The following is a 16,263-nucleotide window of genomic DNA, read 5'->3' on the forward strand; positions in this document are numbered from 1 at the left end:
CACCCAATTGACGCCGAGCGTCAATCGACCGGGAATCGGCCGGGGTCCGGCAAGGGCGGGAACGGGCCCGCGACCGCCGTGGACACCGGGCGCGGGCGCCCCGGGCCGTCCATTAGGCTCGTACGCATGGCCGACGCACCGTACAAGCTGATCCTCCTCCGCCACGGCGAGAGCGAGTGGAACGCGAAGAACCTGTTCACCGGCTGGGTGGACGTCAATCTCAACGAGAAGGGCGAGAAGGAGGCGGTCCGCGGCGGTGAGCTGCTCAAGGACGCCGGCCTGCTCCCCGATGTCGTGCACACCTCGCTCCAGAAGCGCGCGATCCGCACCGCGCAGCTGGCGCTGGAGGCCGCCGACCGCCACTGGATCCCGGTCCACCGCTCCTGGCGCCTGAACGAGCGCCACTACGGCGCGCTCCAGGGCAAGGACAAGGCCCAGACGCTCGCCGAGTTCGGCGAGGAGCAGTTCATGCTGTGGCGCCGCTCGTACGACACCCCGCCGCCGCCCCTCGAGGACGGTACGGAGTTCTCGCAGTCGGCCGACGCGCGCTACGCGACGATCCCGCCGGAGCTGCGCCCGCGCACGGAGTGCCTCAAGGACGTCGTCGTCCGCATGCTCCCGTACTGGTACGACGCCATCGTCCCGGACCTGCTGACCGGCCGCACCGTCCTGGTCGCCGCCCACGGCAACTCCCTGCGCGCCCTGGTCAAGCACCTGGACGGCATCTCGGACGCCGACATCGCGGGCCTCAACATCCCCACCGGCATCCCGCTCTCCTACGAGCTGGACGCCGACTTCAAGCCCCTCACCCCGGGCGGCACCTACCTCGACCCGACCGCCGCCGCGGCCGCCATCGAGGCCGTCAAGAACCAGGGCAAGAAGAAGTAGGCAAAGCGATCATGCCCCTGACCTGCGCACACGGCGCGGATCGGGGGCATTCGTTTGCCCTGGGCCCACTGTGGGCCCTCAGCGTGGGGGACCGTCCGGCCGCAGAGCCCTAGCGAGAGCCTCCCGAGCGCGGTCCCTGCTGCTCGGCATGAGGTGGGCGTAGACCTTCAGAGTGAGTCCCGGATCCGAGTGCCCCAGGTACTCGCTCACGGCCTTGATGCTCTCTCCTACGTCCAGCAGCACGGACGCGTAGAAGTGCCTCAGCGCGTGCATGCCGTGCTCCCGCGCGGCGGCGTGCTCACGGCTCTTAGCCGCGGGGATGACCCCGACCTTGGCGAGTGCGGGCTTCCAGTGGTCCTCGTTCACCGACGTGCGCCACAGGTGCCCGCCCTGCGGGCCGGTGAAGATCAGGCGCTTCGTGACGGGCTGGCCGCCGGCGCGCATCCAGGGCAGCGTGATCTCCACGGGCGGGAAGCGCTTCATGTGCGCCTTGAGCGCGTCCACCACGGGGTCGGGCAGTGGTACGTCGCGCAGCTTGCCGCCCTTAGGCGGGGCGAACACGGGCACGCTCAGGCTCTGCTTGAGCTGATGGACGACGTGAAGCGTGCCGTTGTCGAAGTCGAGTTCCTCGACGGACAGCCCCAGGATCTCGCCCTGCCGCAGCCCGCATCCGGCGCCCACGTCCACCATGGGCTGGAACCGCTCGACCAGGGCGCCCCGCACGGCGAAGACCCGCTCCGGCTGCCAGGGGACCACACGCCGCGCGCCCATCTCGGGGAGCGCCACCGTGCGCGAGTTGCAGGGGTTCCGGGGCAGACAGCCGTCCTCGACGGCCGCGCTGAGGACGGCGCGCACGTTGGAGAAGATGACGCGGGCGTACGAGCCGGACATGCCGGAGGCTTCGAGCTGCGTCACGAACTCGCGGATGTGGCTCGGCTGGAACGAGCCGAGCGGACGGTCCCCGATGCGTGGGAAGGCGTGGAGCTTCAGCTGAGAGGTCATCGACGCTCGGGTGTTCGGGTCGCCGCTCTGGCTCGCCAGCCACTTCTCCGCGAACTCCTTGAAGGACGTCCGGGCCGCGTTCGGGTCGATGTACTGGCCGCGCGCGACGTCCGCGCTGATGGTGCTGAGCCACTGCTCGGCGAGGCGCTTCTGTCCGTCCTCGAAGGACTTGGACTTCCGCTTCCCATCGGGCGCGAAGTAGCGCGCCCTGTAGCGCATGCCGGTGCCGTGGCGCTCGGTCTTCACTCGGGTGGTCTTGCCGTTGTCGTCGGTCTCGGTCCTGAACCAACGGTCTTGGATGCTGCCTGCCATGTTGGGCGGTTCCTTCGAGTAGGTGGGTTTGGTCGTGGCTGGTGCCCAGGGAGGCCAGACGGGGGTGGCCGGCACGCTCTCTGCGGGGGTTCTGGGGCTGGTTGGCGGGTTGCCTCCCTGCCTCCCTGAGGGGCTGTCTGCGCAGCTCAGGTGGAGGGAGGCGGCCCAGGGAGGTAGTTAGGGAGTTCTCCCTGCCTCCCTGGCGCTTCCCTGGGTTTTTGAGGGGTGGGTTGGCCCCCTTTACCGGCGCTACCGGGCTGGTTAGGGGCCGCTACCGCCCCCGCTACCGGGGTAAAGGGGTGGCTCTACCTGTGGCGCCCTCTCGGACGCTGTGACGGGGAGCTACTGCCTACTGCCCACCGGCTAGTGCCTACTGCCTACTGCCAACAGGCCTGTTCAGGGGCGGTGAGGCGGCTACTGAAGGGGTCCTACTGTCTAGTGCCCGGTGGGCAGTAGGCAGTGGGCAGTAGCTCTGCGTGGAGGACGTCGGGGTCCTCAGGCGGCGTCGCGGTCGGCCTGTTCGCGGATCCAGGCGTGGACGGCGCTGGGGTCGTAGCGGATGTGCCGGCCGACGCGGAATCCGAGGTCTTCGGGCGTCAGGTACCGGTCGGGGAGTCCGGCGCGGAGGATCGCGCGGGCGTCGTTGTCCGGGTTGTTGGCGGGCATGGGCGGGGTGACTCCTCGTGTCCGTGGCGGCTTGCTGAGGGTCGGTGCGGTCGCGGTCCTAGAGAGTTGCTGCATCGCAGCGTCCATAGCGCCCCAGCGTCCGCGGGCTGTCTGTCCGTGCAGGTCGGACGCGGTTTGCTGTGTGGACGCTGGTGTGGACGCTGCGGACGCCGGCGGGGGCTAGCGTCCGCAGGGGCTGACGTGCCCGGGCCGCTGGTGCGCGGCCCGGTCCGGGGGTGATCCGGCGGTGTCAGTGCTGTTCAGGGATGGTGCGGCCTTGCCCGAGTGATGCCACTTCGGGCCAGAGCGGGGGTGCGGACGCTGCGGGCGGGGCGGGGTCGATCCGAGAGAGGACGAGTAGGCGGTGGCGGTGCCGGTCCTGGCTACGTTGCGTGTCGTCCACGGCCACCCCGATCGACCGCAGGAGCGGCGCGAGCCGTTTGATGCGCCCGCTGGCCCGGGTGGCGTCCTTGGGCCAGCCCTGCGGCCGGAACCCTCCGGGGAGCGGGAGTTGCTCCAGGAGTTGGGCGGCGGTGCCGCTCCAGGTCCCGCACTCCTCCACGAGGGCGGCGACGGCTGTGCCGAAGGGGTCGCCTTCGAGCGCGTCTCCGGCGACGTTGGCTGAGGTGGCGAGGTAGGAGTCGAGGGTGTGCCACTCCTGGACCTGGTCGACGGCGGCGAGGACGCGGGCGAAGTCGGCCATGCGGGGCATGGAGTCCAGCTTGATGCCGGGCAGGACGGCGAGGACGGCCGCCAGGAGGTCGAAGAGGGCGCCCAGGACGGCGGGGCGGACTGCCTCGAAGGCGGCGTCGAGTTCCTCCTCGGTGCGGCGCTGGTCCTCCTCGATGAGCTGCAGGTCGAGCATGAGGAGTCGCTCTGCGAGGTCTCCGGCCAGGGCTCCGGCGTCGATGGTGGTCATCGCGAGGACCCGCCGGAAGGAGAGCACGACCACGTCGTCGTCGGTGTAGAGGGCGCGGTCCACGATGCCGTCGCCGGTCACGGCCTTGCACAGGGTGTCGGACAGCCAGGGCGGGATCGTGCTGATGTTGTCCAGGCACAGGGCCCAGGAGTTGAAGGCCTGAGCCGACCAGGCCTTGACGTCCCGGGGCTGGCTCCGCTTGCTGGCAGGGGAGGGGTCGATGAGGTTGACGACCATCTGCGCCGTCTTCGACTTCCCCGTGCCCTGTTCGCCCTTGAAGGTGATCACCGGGTGCGGGATGTAGGGGATCCAGGCCGCGACGAGCCAGCCGACGAGCTGGTGGAAGGTGGGCGCGTCCATGTTCAGCAGGGCGTGGAGCTTGGCCAGGCCGTCGCCGTCCAGGACCGGGGCGGGCATGGGTGCCATGGCGCCGGATCGGCGGAACAGGATCGGGGAGCGGTCCACGATGTGCCAGCCGCCGGCCGACACGGTCACCGCCCGGCCGTCCGCGCTGCCCAGGTCCACGACGATGCCGTTCGGGCCGCCTCCCACCCGCAGGTCCACGGGCGCGGGGTCGTCCTTCTCGGCGACTCCCTCCAGGACCATCATGGCGTCCGCCAGCGCGGACTGTGAGGCCACGTCGCCGTCGTAGGTGTCGGCGTACTTGCGGGCGAGACGCTGGCGCAGTCCGGCCCGGCCGCGCAGGGGGAGGGCGATGTTCGGTCCGTCGATCGCGACCGCGTACGGGCGGCCGTCGGTCGAGGTGACGAACGTGTACCCCTCACGGGCCAGCGCGACGAGCCGGGACGCTGCCGAAGGCTTCTTCCCCTCCCCGGCTCCCGGGTCGGTCGGGGTCGATCGGTTGGCCTTCTGCGGGCCGGTCGGGGGCTGAGGATCGGTGGTCTTGGCGGGGCCGTTCACGGTGTTCACCGTGGTGTTCACGCAGACTCCCTTCGCGGGGTGTGGGCGGGTCCGTGGGGGTCGGAGCACAGTCGGGTGCGGGTCGACCGATCGCCTCGTGACCTGGGCTGGACGGCCGTGCGGGGGTGTTCGTGAACACGGTGAACGCGCTGGTGAACACCCGACCGTCCACCCGACGCGACGGCCGTCCGGTCGGCCGACTGCCGGGCTAGAGCCAGCCGCGCCAGGCCCCGCAAAACGTCCCGCGTGAACACCGCGGTCGAGCGGTGAACATCGACCCGATCCACCCGACTTCCACCCGACTCGATCAGCGGACTCTGCTCATCCGGCGGGGTCGACTGGTCGAGGGGGGAAGGCGGGTGGATGCCGGGGCGGACGGCCGGGGCATCCACCCCGTCCACCGCCTCGATCAGCAGCAGCGCGATCAGGAGGGGGAGGCGGTCGGCCTTGGCGTGGTTGCACGGCGGGCAGGCCAGCACGAGGTGGCCAGCCGACCACGTCCGCAGCACCGACACCGGCACGACGTGATCAAGCGTCGCCTCCCGCAGCGAGGCGAACGGGTGCGCGCAGTAGGCGCACCGCAGACCGTCGCGGCGGGCCAGCTGTTCCTTGCGTTGCCGTCGGCGTGCGGAGTTGAGCGGATGCCGGTTCCTCATGCCGCCTGCTCCATGTCTTCGGCACCCAGAGCGCGCAGCATGGGGGCGCACGCGGTCGCCCCCGCCACCCGCTCCCGGCTGACCCCGAGCCGCTTGGCGATGTCCCGCGTGGGCACCTCTCCGCTCAGGAGCAGCGCAGCCCGGGCCACGTCGTCCAGCCGCAGGAGAACCTCCCGCTGCGCCGCGCTCCGTGCCGCCAGCGCGCGCTGCTGCCACTCCGGCAGCGACTCCATGGCCACCGGGGAGCAGGACAGCTCGGGGTTGTCGATCTGAAGCAGCAGGATCGCGGTTTTCGCGAGCCGGTCAGCGGTGGACTTGCTGCACCCCAGCCGCTCGCCCATCACGTTGTGGGGCATGCCGTCCAGCTTCAGCAGCAGAGCTTCCCGCTCGCGCTCCGGAAGCGCGGCCACCATCCTGGCCAGGTAATCGGGCAGGTCAACCCAGGCACACTGGTTGGGCAACAGCGGGCACAGCGTGTTGCACGTGGCGGGCTCCGTCCAGTCCACCGCCGTCTCCGAAGACCGCATCAGCGCGAAATGCTCCGCAATCTCGCGCTTCACCCGGACGAACAGGACCTTGCGGGTCTCCGTCTCGGACCACTCCGGGTGCCCCAGCACGTCGGCCGCTCCGCTGCGGGCTACCCGCACCCACATGGACTGAACGACGTCCTCGGCCAGCGCCCACGCCTCACCGTTTCCCATCCGGGCACCGCACAGCCGGGAGTAGGCGAACCGCACCAAGCGGTCCCCGTGGGCATCGAACAACACGGCGAGCCGTTCGGACTGCTCGGCAGTCAGCGGAATGATCTCGCCGTTCTCTAAGCGCCGACCTCCCGGGCCGCTGCCCGGGGCGGTTCCAGAGCTCCTACTCCTACGCTTTACGACAGTTCCAGGCATGATGGATTTACCCCTTCAAGGGTCGGGGAGCGGCTGACTGCTTGGCGGTAGGTGGCCGCTCCCTGTTGAAGCCCTGGCGTTGAACAGGGCTTTCTTGCGTTCTCGGCGCTGCCTCAGCCGCCCTCTCGTGAACTAGCGTGCACTAGTGCGCGCTAGTCGTCAAGAGTCGTCGAGTGGTGTGCACTAGTTCGCTCTGGTGGGTAGTCTCAGGGCATGACAGCTACGGGAGGACCCAAGTCGAAAGCCGCCCAAGTCGCCGACGCGCTGCGGGCCGAGGTCGCGTCGATGCGTCCCGGCGAGCGGCTCCCTACGCAGAGGGAGCTGGTCGAGCGCTTCGGGTACGCCGGCCAGACCATCCAGAACGGCCTTGCCATCCTGCGGGCTGAAGGGGTGATCGTGTCTTCTGGCAATCTCGGAAACTTCGCTGCGGGCGGTGTCGGGCAGGGCGATAAGTCGGACGAGATCAAGGAAATGCGCTCCCAGATTCAGGCGTTGACTGAACGCGTCGCAGAGCTGGAATCGCGATGCGGCGCTAGTGGTGCTTGATCTGTAACCAGCTTGCTGCGTCCAGGTGTTGATCCGTAAGTGACAGCTAAGTGACAGCTCGTCAGGCGGGGGGACACCCTCGAAGTCCCCTGGCTGTCCCCTTGTGTGTCCCCAGGGGGGACAGGTGAGACTCGCGTTAGGCACTCGGGAGAGAGGGCACATGGGCGACGACAGGCCTGCATGGGCACGACGGATGGCGGCAGAGCGCGCGGCGCGGGACTGGTCGCAACGAGACGCGGTGAAGGCTCTTCGAGCCCATGCCCCAGGCGAGCTTCCCTCCGACGACAGCCTGATCCGTCAGTGGAAGCGCTGGGAGTCAGGCGCCACCCCGAACGACTTCTACCGCCCCGTCATCGCGGCCCTCTTCGGCACCGTGACGCACGCGCTCTTCCCGGCGCCCGCGCGGAGGGACGGGGAGCGGGAGATCATGGAGGCGAGCGGCATGGAGACCTTGGAGATCGTAAGTCGGCTCAATCGCTCCGACGTCGACAACGCGACGCTAGACGCGCTCCGGATCACGACCGACCGGCTGTGCTCCGAGTACCCGTTCATGCCCAGTGCTCAGCTCCTCATTGAGGGCCGGGCTTGGCTGCGGCGCGTGGTCGACCTTCACTCGAAGAGCCTCACGCTGGCCCAGCACCGCGAGGTACTCGCACTCTCGGGCTGGCTCGCCCTGCTCGTGGGCTGTGTCGAGTACGACTCTGGCGAACGTCATGCGGCCGAGTCGACCCGCCGGGCCGCGCTCTCCATCGCCACCGAGTCCGACCACGGTGAGGTCGCGGGGTGGGCCCATGAAATGCGTGCCTGGTTCGCTCTCACGACCGGCGACTACCGCGGCGTCATTGCGGCCGCTCAGGCGGGGGCCGAAGTCGCGGAACACCACGGCGTCGTCGTGCAGCTCGCGGCGCAGGAAGCGAAGGCGTGGGCGCGGCTCGGAGACCGGCGGCAGGTCGAGGTAGCTCTCGACCGTGGCCGGCGCATGCTCGAAGGGATGCCGCACCCGCAGAACCTCGACAACCACTTCGTAGTGGACCCGGCCAAGTTCGATTTCTACGCGATGGACTGCTATCGACTGGTGGGCGAGGACAAGCTAGCGAGCACCCTCGCCGAGGAGGTGCTTCGCGCGGGGACGGACTTCGACGGGACGGAGCGGGCACCCATGCGGAACGCGGAGGCTCGCGTCACGCTCGGGGTGACGGCCGCCCGAGCGGGTGACCTTGAGGGAGCCCTCATCATGGGTGAACGCGCGCTCCAGGGCGACCGTCAATCGGTGCCGTCGCTCATCATGACCAGTCGCGAACTCGCGGCGGAGATGAAGCGCCGGTACAGCGCCGAGCCGGCGGCGCAGGACTACCTCGCCAACCTGCGGACGCTGGGACAGGAGAACCCTGGGTTCCTGCCCGGCTAGCGCGCCTTGCTCAGCCCCGAAGCCCCGGTTTCCGGTCGGATGCCGGGGTTTCGTCTATCCCTGCTAGTCGCTAGTTCCCAGGTCAGAGACCATTCAAGTTGCTAGGACTGGTGCTAGACCTAGCGACCTCTGGTGCTAGACCTAGCGCCTGTTTCCGGGGCTCTGCGAGCCGGAGAAGGAACTGGAAGGAGCGGCCTTCGGCCGCCGACCCCTGGCAGCTCGCTGCGCTCGCGCTCGCCGCTCAGTGGGGCATGGCCGTGTGAGCGACTGGCGGGACGTCATGGGTGTGACGCCCCCGCGTCACGCCGCGTTGCACGTGACGGCCTGGTCGGCCTCGGTGCCCTGGACCTGCGTGACTCTGGCGTCACGGCTGCCGTGACGGCCGTGACGCCGAGCCTCCTTCCGATGCGCCGTGGGGTGGTTACCGGTTACCGGTTACCGGTTACAGGCCGCCTGGACGCCGGTTCGCGCTGTTCAGGGCGGGGAGGTGCGGTGTCGTCGGCCTGTAACCGGTAACCGGTAACCGCGTCCGATGTCTCTGACCGTTTTGGTCTCCCTGCCGTCGCCCGCTGGCAGCCGTGTGGAAGAGGCCACCTGGCCGCGCCTTGGTGGCCTCTTCGTCTCGCTGCCGCGCCAAGTGGGGGTGTAGCGTCCACAGGACCTTTCCCTAGGGACGACTTTGACCTGCGGTGATGCTCTTAGTCGGGGGTGGGTGCTGCGGACGCTGCGGACACTGTCGGACGCTAGCCAGTTCTCTTAGCGTCCGCACGATTCGCGCAGGTCAGAGCAGGGCGAGAGCGTCCAGCGGACGCTGCGGACACTGTCTTCCCTCAACTCTCTAGGACGGCAGGTGCCCCCGGCTAAGAGCTGCATGCTCCCGTGGCGCCGACGGCTCTTCAGGTGGCTGCGGCCGTCTTCTCTGAAGAGCCGTCGTTGTAGGCGCACAGGTTGGGCGGCAACCTCCCCGCAGGCACAGGCAAGAGGAGCACCCCCGCCAACGCCGGGGGTGCTCCTCTTGCTTGTGCGTCACCCCTCCTGCCGAGCCTCGTAAAGTTCCCACGCACGTTCCAGGGTCTCCACCGCAGCCGGGATGGCGCCCCGCTCCTCCAGATACTCCCGTTGGCCGCTGAGCTGCCGCCGACTTGGCCAGTCGGGATCGGCAGCGACATCACGCGCCAAGTCACCGATCGCGCTCTGATCCTTCGCGTGCGTCTTCAACCACGATGTGAAGCCCTGGGTTCGACTCATTCCGACATCGTTCCACCACCGCGGCGGCGCGGTGGGGAAACGGCAATCCCCAAGCCCACCCCTCTGAAGCGCTCCTCTTTGGAAGGCCCGAGTGCGAACCCGGTAGCCGCCACGTTTCCGGAGTCGCGCCGGCCGGGGCGCCGATGAGTCGCCGCCCGGAGGGCGGTTCTTCCTGTCCTTGTCTTGTCGCTTGTCGCTTGTCGCCTTAAGCCCCAACTGCTTTCCGGTGCCATGCCGCTCAGCCGTGACCTGGCGAAACAAGGCCGACAAGCGACAAGCGACAAGACAAGCGACAAGCCGCTACGTGGGCGGCGGGACGGTAGGCCGGCACCGGCCGGGGCCCCGTTCCTGGGCCCTCTCTGGGCCCTGCGAGGGCGACCAGGGGCGAGGGACAACGACCAATGACGACCGCTCAGCAGCAGGTCAGGCGGGGTGCGCGGGCCTCTGACCAGGGCAGGAAAACGGGCCCGCCAGACCCAGGGCAAGAAGTAACCCGAGCCACGAAGAGGCCCCCCACCTGCCGGTTGCCCGGCGGGTGGGGGGCCTTCTGGTGCGGGGCCGGTGGTGGCGGTCAGCCGCCGCACTGGCAGGGGGCGCCGGACTGGCAGCCGCAGCCGCAGCCCGAGCCGCAGCCGCAGGCCGCCAGCAGCGGGAGTCGGAGCGGCTCCCGCGACGGCGGGGGCTGCGGCAGCTCGTGCTCCGGGGTGATGGGGACGGGGGAATCGGGCATGGATCCTCCTCGCAGGCGGTGCGCAGGCGGTGTGCCTTCGCCCCCATTCACGCCCAGTGGCACCGGCGCGTCAACGGCGCACTGGAGCTCTCGCGAGCTCTCCCGCTCAGACGCCCTCGACCTGGGTCGGCGGCTGCAGCTCGTCCGCGTGCTCGCCCGTCACCAGGTAGACGACGCGCTTGGCGACCGACACCGCGTGGTCCGCGAAGCGCTCGTAGTAGCGGCCCAGCAGCGTCACGTCGACCGCCGTCTCGATGCCGTGCTTCCAGCGGTCGTCCATCAGGTGCTGGAACAGCGTGCGGTGCAGCTGGTCCATCTCGTCGTCGTCCTGCTCCAGCTGGAGCGCCAGGTCGACGTCCTTCGTGATGATGACCTCGGCCGCCTTCGCCATCAGCCGCTGCGCCAGCTGCCCCATCTCCAGGATGGTGGCGTGCAGGTCCCGCGGCACCGCCGTGTCCGGGAAGCGCAGCCGCGCCAGCTTCGCCACGTGCTGCGCCAGGTCGCCGGAGCGCTCCAGGTCAGCGCTCATGCGCAGCGAGGTCACGACGATGCGCAGATCGGTGGCGACCGGCTGCTGCCGGGCGAGCAGCGCGATGGCGCGGGCTTCCAGGTCGTGCTGGAGGTCGTCGACCTTCTGGTCGGCGGCGATGACGCTCTCCGCCAGCTTCAGGTCGGCGTCGAGCATGGACGTCGTGGCCCGCCCGATCGCGGAACCTACGAGCCGGGCCATCTCGACCAGGCTTTCTCCGATCGAGTCCAGTTCCTCGTGGTACGCGTCGCGCATTGGTGTCCCTCTCTTGCCTGCTCGCTCAACTCTTACCGCTCGCTCCAAGGCGCTGCGAGGCGCTCCGGCGGCCGCGTGGGCGTCTTGCCCCACGCTGACACGGTGGGCCGCGAACGCGTCCGGATCCGGCACCGCAAGTGAATCACCACCGTACCCAGGGTGAACTCTGGGCGACGAGTGTTCGAGCTGCCACCCGAACGGCTGTGGAAGTGTCATCGCGCCTGCTTAACCTGGATGCATGGACGTGAACGCGGCGGTCGCCGCAGCTGCAGCGATCGCCGGGCTGTGCACCGGTGTGATCGCGATGCTGGCGTTCCGCTGGAGCGAGCGCGACCAGGCCCGCCCCACCCGGAGCTCCATGCGCCCCGACATCAACGCGGTGCTCCCGCCCGGGGTGGACACCGTCCTCTCCGTGCTCCGCTCCTCCGCCGTCGTGCTCGACGAGGGGGACGCGGTCGTCAAGGCCAGCTCGGCGGCGTACGCGCTCGGCCTGGTCCGCGGCGGCAAGCTCGCCGTGGAGCCGATGCTCCACATGGCCCGCGACACCCGCAGGGACGGCGAGATACGCCAGATCGAGCTCGACCTGCCGCGGCGCGGCACCGGCCGCGGCGAGGCCCTGGCCGTCTCGGCCCGCGTGGCGCCGCTCGGCTCCCGCCTGGTGCTGCTGCTGGTCGAGGACCTGACCGAGGCCCGGCGGATCGAGGCGGTCCGCCGCGACTTCGTCGCGAACGTCTCGCACGAGCTGAAGACCCCGGTCGGGGCGATCTCGCTGCTCTCCGAGGCCGTCATGGACGCCAGCGACGATCCCGAGGCGGTCAGCCGGTTCGCCGGCCGCATGCAGATCGAGGCCACCCGCCTGATCAACCTCGTACAGGAACTCATCGACCTCTCCCGGGTACAGAACGACGACCCGCTGGAGGACGCCGAACCCGTCCGGGTGGACACGCTCGTGGCGGAGGCCATCGACCGCTGCCGGCACACCGCGACCTCCAAGCAGATCACCATGGCCGCCGGAGGCACCGCCGACCTGCGGGTCTGGGGCAACCGCGGCCAGCTCGCGGCGGCCCTCGGCAACCTCGTGGAGAACGCCGTCAACTACAGTCCCGCCCGCACCCGCGTCGGCATCGCCGCGCGCCGGGTGACCGCGCCGGGGGGAGACTTGATCGAGATAGCCGTGACCGACCAGGGCATCGGCATCCCGGAAAAGGACCGCGAGCGCATCTTCGAGCGTTTCTACCGTGTCGACCCCGCCCGCTCCCGTGCCACGGGAGGAACCGGGCTGGGTCTGGCCATCGTGAAGCACGTAGCGGCTTCGCACGGCGGGGAGGTGTCGGTCTGGAGCTCGGAGGGCCAGGGTTCCACCTTCACCCTGCGCCTTCCCGAAGCGGCCGCGCCCGCCCCGGCCACCACCCCCGCTCGACCCCTGCTCGACTCAGAAACAGCCATCCCTGCCCCGGAGGTCCTTCCGTGACCCGAGTGCTCGTCGTCGAGGATGAGGAATCCTTCAGCGACGCCCTGTCCTACATGCTCCGCAAGGAGGGCTTCGAGGTCGCGATCGCCGCGACCGGCCCCGACGGGCTCGACGAGTTCGAGCGCAACGGCGCCGACCTCGTCCTCCTCGACCTGATGCTCCCCGGCCTGCCCGGCACGGAAGTCTGCCGCCAGCTGCGCGGCCGCTCCAACGTCCCGGTGATCATGGTGACCGCCAAGGACAGCGAGATCGACAAGGTCGTCGGCCTGGAGATAGGAGCCGACGACTACGTGACCAAGCCCTTCTCCTCGCGGGAGCTGGTCGCCCGCATCCGCGCGGTCCTGCGCCGTCGCGGCGAGCCGGAGGAGGTCACCCCGGCCGCACTGGAGGCCGGGCCCGTACGGATGGACGTCGACCGGCACGTGGTCACCGTCGCCGGCGGGAAGGTGGACCTCCCGCTCAAGGAGTTCGACCTGCTGGAGATGCTGCTGCGCAACGCGGGCCGCGTGCTGACCCGTATGCAGCTGATCGACCGGGTGTGGGGCGCCGACTACGTCGGTGACACCAAGACCCTCGACGTGCACGTCAAGCGCCTGCGCGCCAAGATCGAGCCGGACCCGGGCGCGCCGCGCTACCTGGTCACGGTCCGCGGCCTCGGCTACAAGTTCGAGCCGTAGGCCGCAGGGCCGCAGCGTCGGCCGTAGCGGCCGGCCGTCAGCGGTCGCAGACGTACGGGAAGGGCCCCCATCCACCGCGGATGGGGGCCCTTCCCGTACGTCGTGCCTGCGCGGCTCAGTGACCGGCGGCGTGCGAGGCCGACCCCGAGGGGGTGCCGGACGGCGCGCCCGAAGCGGCGGCGCCGGCGGGGCTGCCGGACGGCGTGCCCGCCGGGGCCCCGGAGGGGCTGCCCGAGGGGCTCGCGCCGGCCGCGCCGGGGGCGGCGGAGGGGGCCTCGGTCGGGCCGAACGCGGCGTACATGCCCGCGCCGGGGACGACGTAGGCGTCCAGCTTCACGTCACCGGAGTTGCTCAGCTGGAAGACGACCTCCTGCACGTTGCCGTCCTGAACGGCCTCGCGGCCGCCCTCGACCACGGCGGAGGCGTTGCCCTTGCCGCCCAGCACCACGGACCCGCCGGCCGGGACGGTGACCTTGCCCGAGCCCTCGGCCGGCTTCAGCGTCACCTTGGTCTTGCCACCCGCGAGGGTGATGGCGTCAATGGTCTGGGGGGTGCTGCCGGAGTTGAAGACGGTCGCGGAGACGGCGGCCGGGCCCTTCTTGTCCTTGGCGCCCTGGGTGATCACCAGGGCGTTCTGGATCTTGATGTCGCCCTTGGTGACGGCGGCGTTGTCCGGCTTGATCTCCAGAGTCTGCGCGTCGTTGCCCGCAGCGCATGCGGAGAGCGAAGCGATCGAGAACACGATGGCGGTAGCGGCGAGAGCGCCGCGTCGAAGGCTGCGGCTCACGGCGGCGGCAACTCCTTGGACGTACGGACGGAAGGGTGGACGACCCCAGCTCGCGCTGGGGGAGGTGCCCCGTCGGACGGCTGAGGTAAAGCCGCCCTAAGGGTGTGTCAGCGCGCTTAGGTTACCGAGCCGCCGCCTCGCCCCCGCACCCGACCCTCCGCAGCGCCCGGGCCGCCCTGCGCGGGTCCGCGCGGTCACCGCCCGATCGGTCCGCGATCACTGTGCGATCACCTCCCGTCGGCCCGGTGATCTCCCATTCGCCCAATCGCGCGGACATCGCGAAGATCGCGGACACACGGTTCGCGTGCCGCTCGCATGCCGTTCGTCGATCAATTCCCGGATTCCTCCGGACACCGCCCGGTGATCAATTCGGGGATTGGGCCGGAACCGCTCCGTACGGGCGCCGCCAGTCGAACGGAGTAGTTCGGTTTTCAGCCTTCGAACCCGGCAAAACGGGACGTACATCACACCGGGCGGCGAGTCCCGCGGGTGTAGCGTGGTCGTTTCGTCCGGTCCGCACAGCGCCTCCGACCTGCGAATACCCCCTTCCGGAAGCCCTCCGCAGCACGTACGTGTCGCTGTTGTCAAGCCCCGAGATGTGCCCTGACCTGCGAAAACGCCATTCATAACGGTCAGTTCTCGTGTTACCCTGGATAGCCACGGAAGGGGTACCTGTCACATGACGTTCAAGGTTGGCGACACCGTGGTCTATCCCCATCACGGGGCCGCGCTGATCGAGGCCATTGAGACTCGTCAGATCAAAGGCGTGGACAAGACCTACTTGGTGCTCAAGGTCGCCCAGGGCGACCTGACGGTTCGTGTGCCTGCGGACAATGCGGAGTTCGTCGGCGTTCGCGACGTAGTCGGCCAGGACGGGCTGGACCGGGTCTTCGAGGTGCTCCGCGCACCGTATGCAGAAGAACCGACGAACTGGTCCCGGCGCTACAAGGCAAATCTGGAGAAGCTCGCTTCTGGCGACGTCATCAAGGTCGCCGAAGTCGTGCGCGACCTGTGGCGCCGTGAGCGTGAGCGCGGGCTTTCCGCGGGCGAGAAGCGCATGCTCGCGAAGGCGCGCCAGATCCTGGTGAGCGAGCTCGCGCTCGCCGAGAACACCAACGAGGACAAGGCCGAGGCCCTCCTCGACGAGGTCCTCGCGTCCTGACGCGAGAACCCGTACGCGACGAGCCGGACGGGTCCAGCTCCACGGACCCCGTCGTACAGGCCCTTCGCAGACAGTTGTGCCGCGGTGCCCGATGACAAGGAAACTTGTCGCCGGGCGCTGCGGCATGTCTGTGTCCACATCCTGTGCCCACATCGTGCCCGGACTCCGCACGCGTAACCCCGGGCCGGCAGCCGACTCGACCGGTCGTCACGGAAGGGGCGAGGGCTGCGTACCCGGCGTCACCCCCACGCCATACCCATGTCGGCCGAAGTCACAAACCTGGCTCGGAGCTACTGATGTCTGACGAATCGCGCCCCCACCGCACCGCCGCCGTGATCCCGGCCGCCGGGCGCGGGGTACGCCTCGGCCCCGGCGCCCCCAAGGCCCTGCGGGCCCTCGGCGGGACACCGATGCTGATCCACGCCGTCCGCGCCATGGCCCGCTCCCGCGCGGTGTCCCTGGTCGTGGTCGTCGCCCCGTCCGACGGCGCGGCCGAGGTGCGCCGCCTGCTGGACGAGCACCCGCTGCCGGAGCGGACCGAGGTCGTGGTCGTACCCGGCCGCGAGACCCGCCAGGGGTCCGTACGCGCCGGCCTGGAGGCGCTCCCGGCGGACGTCACCTCCGTACTCATCCATGACGCGGCCCGCCCGCTGGTCCCCGTCGAGACCGTCGACTCCGTCGTCGAGGCGGTCCGCGACGGCGCGCCCGCCGTGGTGCCCGCGCTGCCGCTGGCCGACACCGTCAAGGAGGTCGAGCCGGGCAAGCCCGGCGAGCCGGAGCCCGTCGTCGCCACGCCCGAGCGGGCGCGGCTGCGCGCCGTACAGACCCCGCAGGGCTTCGACCTCGCCACGCTGCGCCGCGCCCACGAGAAGTTCGCCGTCAACGGCGAGGGGGCCACGGACGACGCCGGAATGGTGGAACGCCTCGGCGTCACCGTCGTGGCGGTCCCCGGCCACGAAGAGGCCTTCAAGGTCACCCGCCCGCTCGACCTGGTCCTCGCCGAGGCCGTACTCGCCCGCAGGAGGGCCACCGATGCGTACTAGCTCCTCCGCGGGTCCGGCCGGTCAGGACGATCCGGCCGGTCAGGGCGGCGGCACCGGCGCCGGTGCCCCGGCCGCCCCGCTGATCCCGCTCGTCGGGATCGGCACCGACGTGCACGCCTTCGAGGCCGGACGCGAGCTGTGGTGCGC

The 16,263-nt window shown here is 70.0% G+C and carries 16 protein-coding genes; 7 read left to right on the forward strand and 9 right to left on the reverse strand.

Annotated elements, in window-relative coordinates; genetic code table 11:
* The first annotated feature begins 126 nt into the window (after positions 1–126).
* Positions 127–888, forward strand: coding sequence for a phosphoglyceromutase (locus tag ACZ4M3_RS27905; protein WP_467737159.1), 762 nt, complete (start codon positions 127–129; stop codon positions 886–888).
* Positions 889–966: 78 nt separating this feature from the next.
* On the opposite strand, the gene ACZ4M3_RS27910 is transcribed toward ACZ4M3_RS27905, so the two are convergent.
* The 5 genes from ACZ4M3_RS27910 to ACZ4M3_RS27930 form a co-directional block, all read right to left on the reverse strand.
* Positions 967–2,202, reverse strand: coding sequence for a tyrosine-type recombinase/integrase (locus ACZ4M3_RS27910; protein WP_467737161.1), 1,236 nt, complete (start codon positions 2,200–2,202; stop codon positions 967–969).
* 495 nt (positions 2,203–2,697) lie between these two features.
* A complete protein-coding gene (locus ACZ4M3_RS27915; RefSeq protein ID WP_467737163.1) occupies positions 2,698–2,868 on the reverse strand; it encodes a hypothetical protein in 171 nt (56 codons plus the stop codon).
* Positions 2,869–3,118: 250 nt separating this feature from the next.
* Positions 3,119–4,729 (reverse strand): ATP-binding protein, encoded by a 1,611-nt coding sequence (locus ACZ4M3_RS27920; protein WP_467737165.1) that lies wholly within the window; start codon positions 4,727–4,729, stop codon positions 3,119–3,121.
* Positions 4,726–5,364: an HNH endonuclease gene (locus ACZ4M3_RS27925; protein WP_467737167.1), complete on the reverse strand. Its 639-nt coding sequence runs from the start codon at positions 5,362–5,364 to the stop codon at positions 4,726–4,728. The genes ACZ4M3_RS27920 and ACZ4M3_RS27925 overlap by 4 nt, the downstream gene beginning before the upstream one ends.
* Entirely contained in the window at positions 5,361–6,101 is a 741-nt protein-coding gene (locus ACZ4M3_RS27930; protein WP_467737169.1) for a sigma factor-like helix-turn-helix DNA-binding protein, read from the reverse strand. Before ACZ4M3_RS27930 ends, ACZ4M3_RS27925 begins: the two co-directional genes overlap by 4 nt.
* A gap of 372 nt (positions 6,102–6,473) precedes the next feature.
* Here ACZ4M3_RS27930 and ACZ4M3_RS27935 point away from each other — a divergent pair, with 372 nt between their 5' ends.
* Together ACZ4M3_RS27935 and ACZ4M3_RS27940 are read left to right on the forward strand one after the other, a co-directional pair.
* Complete coding sequence (locus ACZ4M3_RS27935) at positions 6,474–6,806, forward strand: GntR family transcriptional regulator (protein ID WP_467737171.1); 333 nt, start codon at positions 6,474–6,476, stop codon at positions 6,804–6,806.
* A gap of 160 nt (positions 6,807–6,966) precedes the next feature.
* Positions 6,967–8,214, forward strand: a complete 1,248-nt coding sequence (locus tag ACZ4M3_RS27940) for an XRE family transcriptional regulator (protein WP_467737173.1) — start codon at positions 6,967–6,969, stop codon at positions 8,212–8,214.
* 1,026 nt (positions 8,215–9,240) lie between these two features.
* On the opposite strand, the gene ACZ4M3_RS27945 is transcribed toward ACZ4M3_RS27940, so the two are convergent.
* From ACZ4M3_RS27945 to phoU, 3 genes are all read right to left on the reverse strand, one after another.
* Entirely contained in the window at positions 9,241–9,462 is a 222-nt protein-coding gene (locus tag ACZ4M3_RS27945) for a YozE family protein (protein ID WP_272259715.1), read from the reverse strand.
* A 571-nt stretch (positions 9,463–10,033) separates the two neighbouring features.
* Positions 10,034–10,192 carry a hypothetical protein gene (locus ACZ4M3_RS27950; protein ID WP_467737177.1) on the reverse strand — a complete coding sequence of 53 codons (159 nt, stop codon included), beginning with the start codon at positions 10,190–10,192 and terminating at the stop codon, positions 10,034–10,036.
* Positions 10,193–10,298: 106 nt separating this feature from the next.
* The gene (gene phoU, locus ACZ4M3_RS27955; RefSeq protein WP_190187206.1) at positions 10,299–10,976 is read right to left on the reverse strand and encodes a phosphate signaling complex protein PhoU; all 678 of its coding nucleotides are present in this window, start codon (positions 10,974–10,976) and stop codon (positions 10,299–10,301) included.
* Between the two features lie 238 nt (positions 10,977–11,214).
* Between phoU and phoR the strand changes: the two genes are divergently transcribed.
* Positions 11,215–12,447: a two-component system sensor histidine kinase PhoR gene (phoR, locus tag ACZ4M3_RS27960; RefSeq protein WP_467737180.1), complete on the forward strand. Its 1,233-nt coding sequence runs from the start codon at positions 11,215–11,217 to the stop codon at positions 12,445–12,447.
* 5 nt (positions 12,448–12,452) lie between these two features.
* A complete protein-coding gene (gene phoP, locus ACZ4M3_RS27965) occupies positions 12,453–13,124 on the forward strand; it encodes a two-component system response regulator PhoP (protein ID WP_465270294.1) in 672 nt (223 codons plus the stop codon).
* Positions 13,125–13,239: 115 nt separating this feature from the next.
* Here phoP and ACZ4M3_RS27970 read toward each other — a convergent pair whose 3' ends face one another.
* Positions 13,240–13,911 (reverse strand): DUF461 domain-containing protein, encoded by a 672-nt coding sequence (locus ACZ4M3_RS27970; protein WP_467737182.1) that lies wholly within the window; start codon positions 13,909–13,911, stop codon positions 13,240–13,242.
* A gap of 679 nt (positions 13,912–14,590) precedes the next feature.
* Here ACZ4M3_RS27970 and ACZ4M3_RS27975 point away from each other — a divergent pair.
* Positions 14,591–15,073 (forward strand): CarD family transcriptional regulator, encoded by a 483-nt coding sequence (locus ACZ4M3_RS27975; RefSeq protein ID WP_003953493.1) that lies wholly within the window; start codon positions 14,591–14,593, stop codon positions 15,071–15,073.
* Between the two features lie 296 nt (positions 15,074–15,369).
* Entirely contained in the window at positions 15,370–16,116 is a 747-nt protein-coding gene (gene ispD, locus ACZ4M3_RS27980; protein WP_467737184.1) for a 2-C-methyl-D-erythritol 4-phosphate cytidylyltransferase, read from the forward strand.
* Positions 16,117–16,263 lie beyond the last annotated feature (147 nt).

The sequence above is a fragment of the Streptomyces sp. NPDC026522 genome (genome assembly GCF_055567555.1).

What these genes read in the sequence shown, in the direction of transcription:
- ACZ4M3_RS27905 (WP_467737159.1), top strand. Translation starts at nt 127, where the DNA reads ATGGCCGACGCACCGTACAAGCTGATCCTCCTCCGCCACGGCGAGAGC.
- ACZ4M3_RS27910 (WP_467737161.1), bottom strand. Translation starts at nt 2,202, where the DNA reads ATGGCAGGCAGCATCCAAGACCGTTGGTTCAGGACCGAGACCGACGAC.
- ACZ4M3_RS27915 (WP_467737163.1), bottom strand. Translation starts at nt 2,868, where the DNA reads ATGCCCGCCAACAACCCGGACAACGACGCCCGCGCGATCCTCCGCGCC.
- ACZ4M3_RS27925 (WP_467737167.1), bottom strand. Translation starts at nt 5,364, where the DNA reads ATGAGGAACCGGCATCCGCTCAACTCCGCACGCCGACGGCAACGCAAG.
- ACZ4M3_RS27935 (WP_467737171.1), top strand. Translation starts at nt 6,474, where the DNA reads ATGACAGCTACGGGAGGACCCAAGTCGAAAGCCGCCCAAGTCGCCGAC.
- ACZ4M3_RS27940 (WP_467737173.1), top strand. Translation starts at nt 6,967, where the DNA reads ATGGGCGACGACAGGCCTGCATGGGCACGACGGATGGCGGCAGAGCGC.
- ACZ4M3_RS27945 (WP_272259715.1), bottom strand. Translation starts at nt 9,462, where the DNA reads ATGAGTCGAACCCAGGGCTTCACATCGTGGTTGAAGACGCACGCGAAG.
- ACZ4M3_RS27950 (WP_467737177.1), bottom strand. Translation starts at nt 10,192, where the DNA reads ATGCCCGATTCCCCCGTCCCCATCACCCCGGAGCACGAGCTGCCGCAG.
- phoU (WP_190187206.1), bottom strand. Translation starts at nt 10,976, where the DNA reads ATGCGCGACGCGTACCACGAGGAACTGGACTCGATCGGAGAAAGCCTG.
- phoR (WP_467737180.1), top strand. Translation starts at nt 11,215, where the DNA reads ATGGACGTGAACGCGGCGGTCGCCGCAGCTGCAGCGATCGCCGGGCTG.
- ACZ4M3_RS27975 (WP_003953493.1), top strand. Translation starts at nt 14,591, where the DNA reads ATGACGTTCAAGGTTGGCGACACCGTGGTCTATCCCCATCACGGGGCC.
- ispD (WP_467737184.1), top strand. Translation starts at nt 15,370, where the DNA reads ATGTCTGACGAATCGCGCCCCCACCGCACCGCCGCCGTGATCCCGGCC.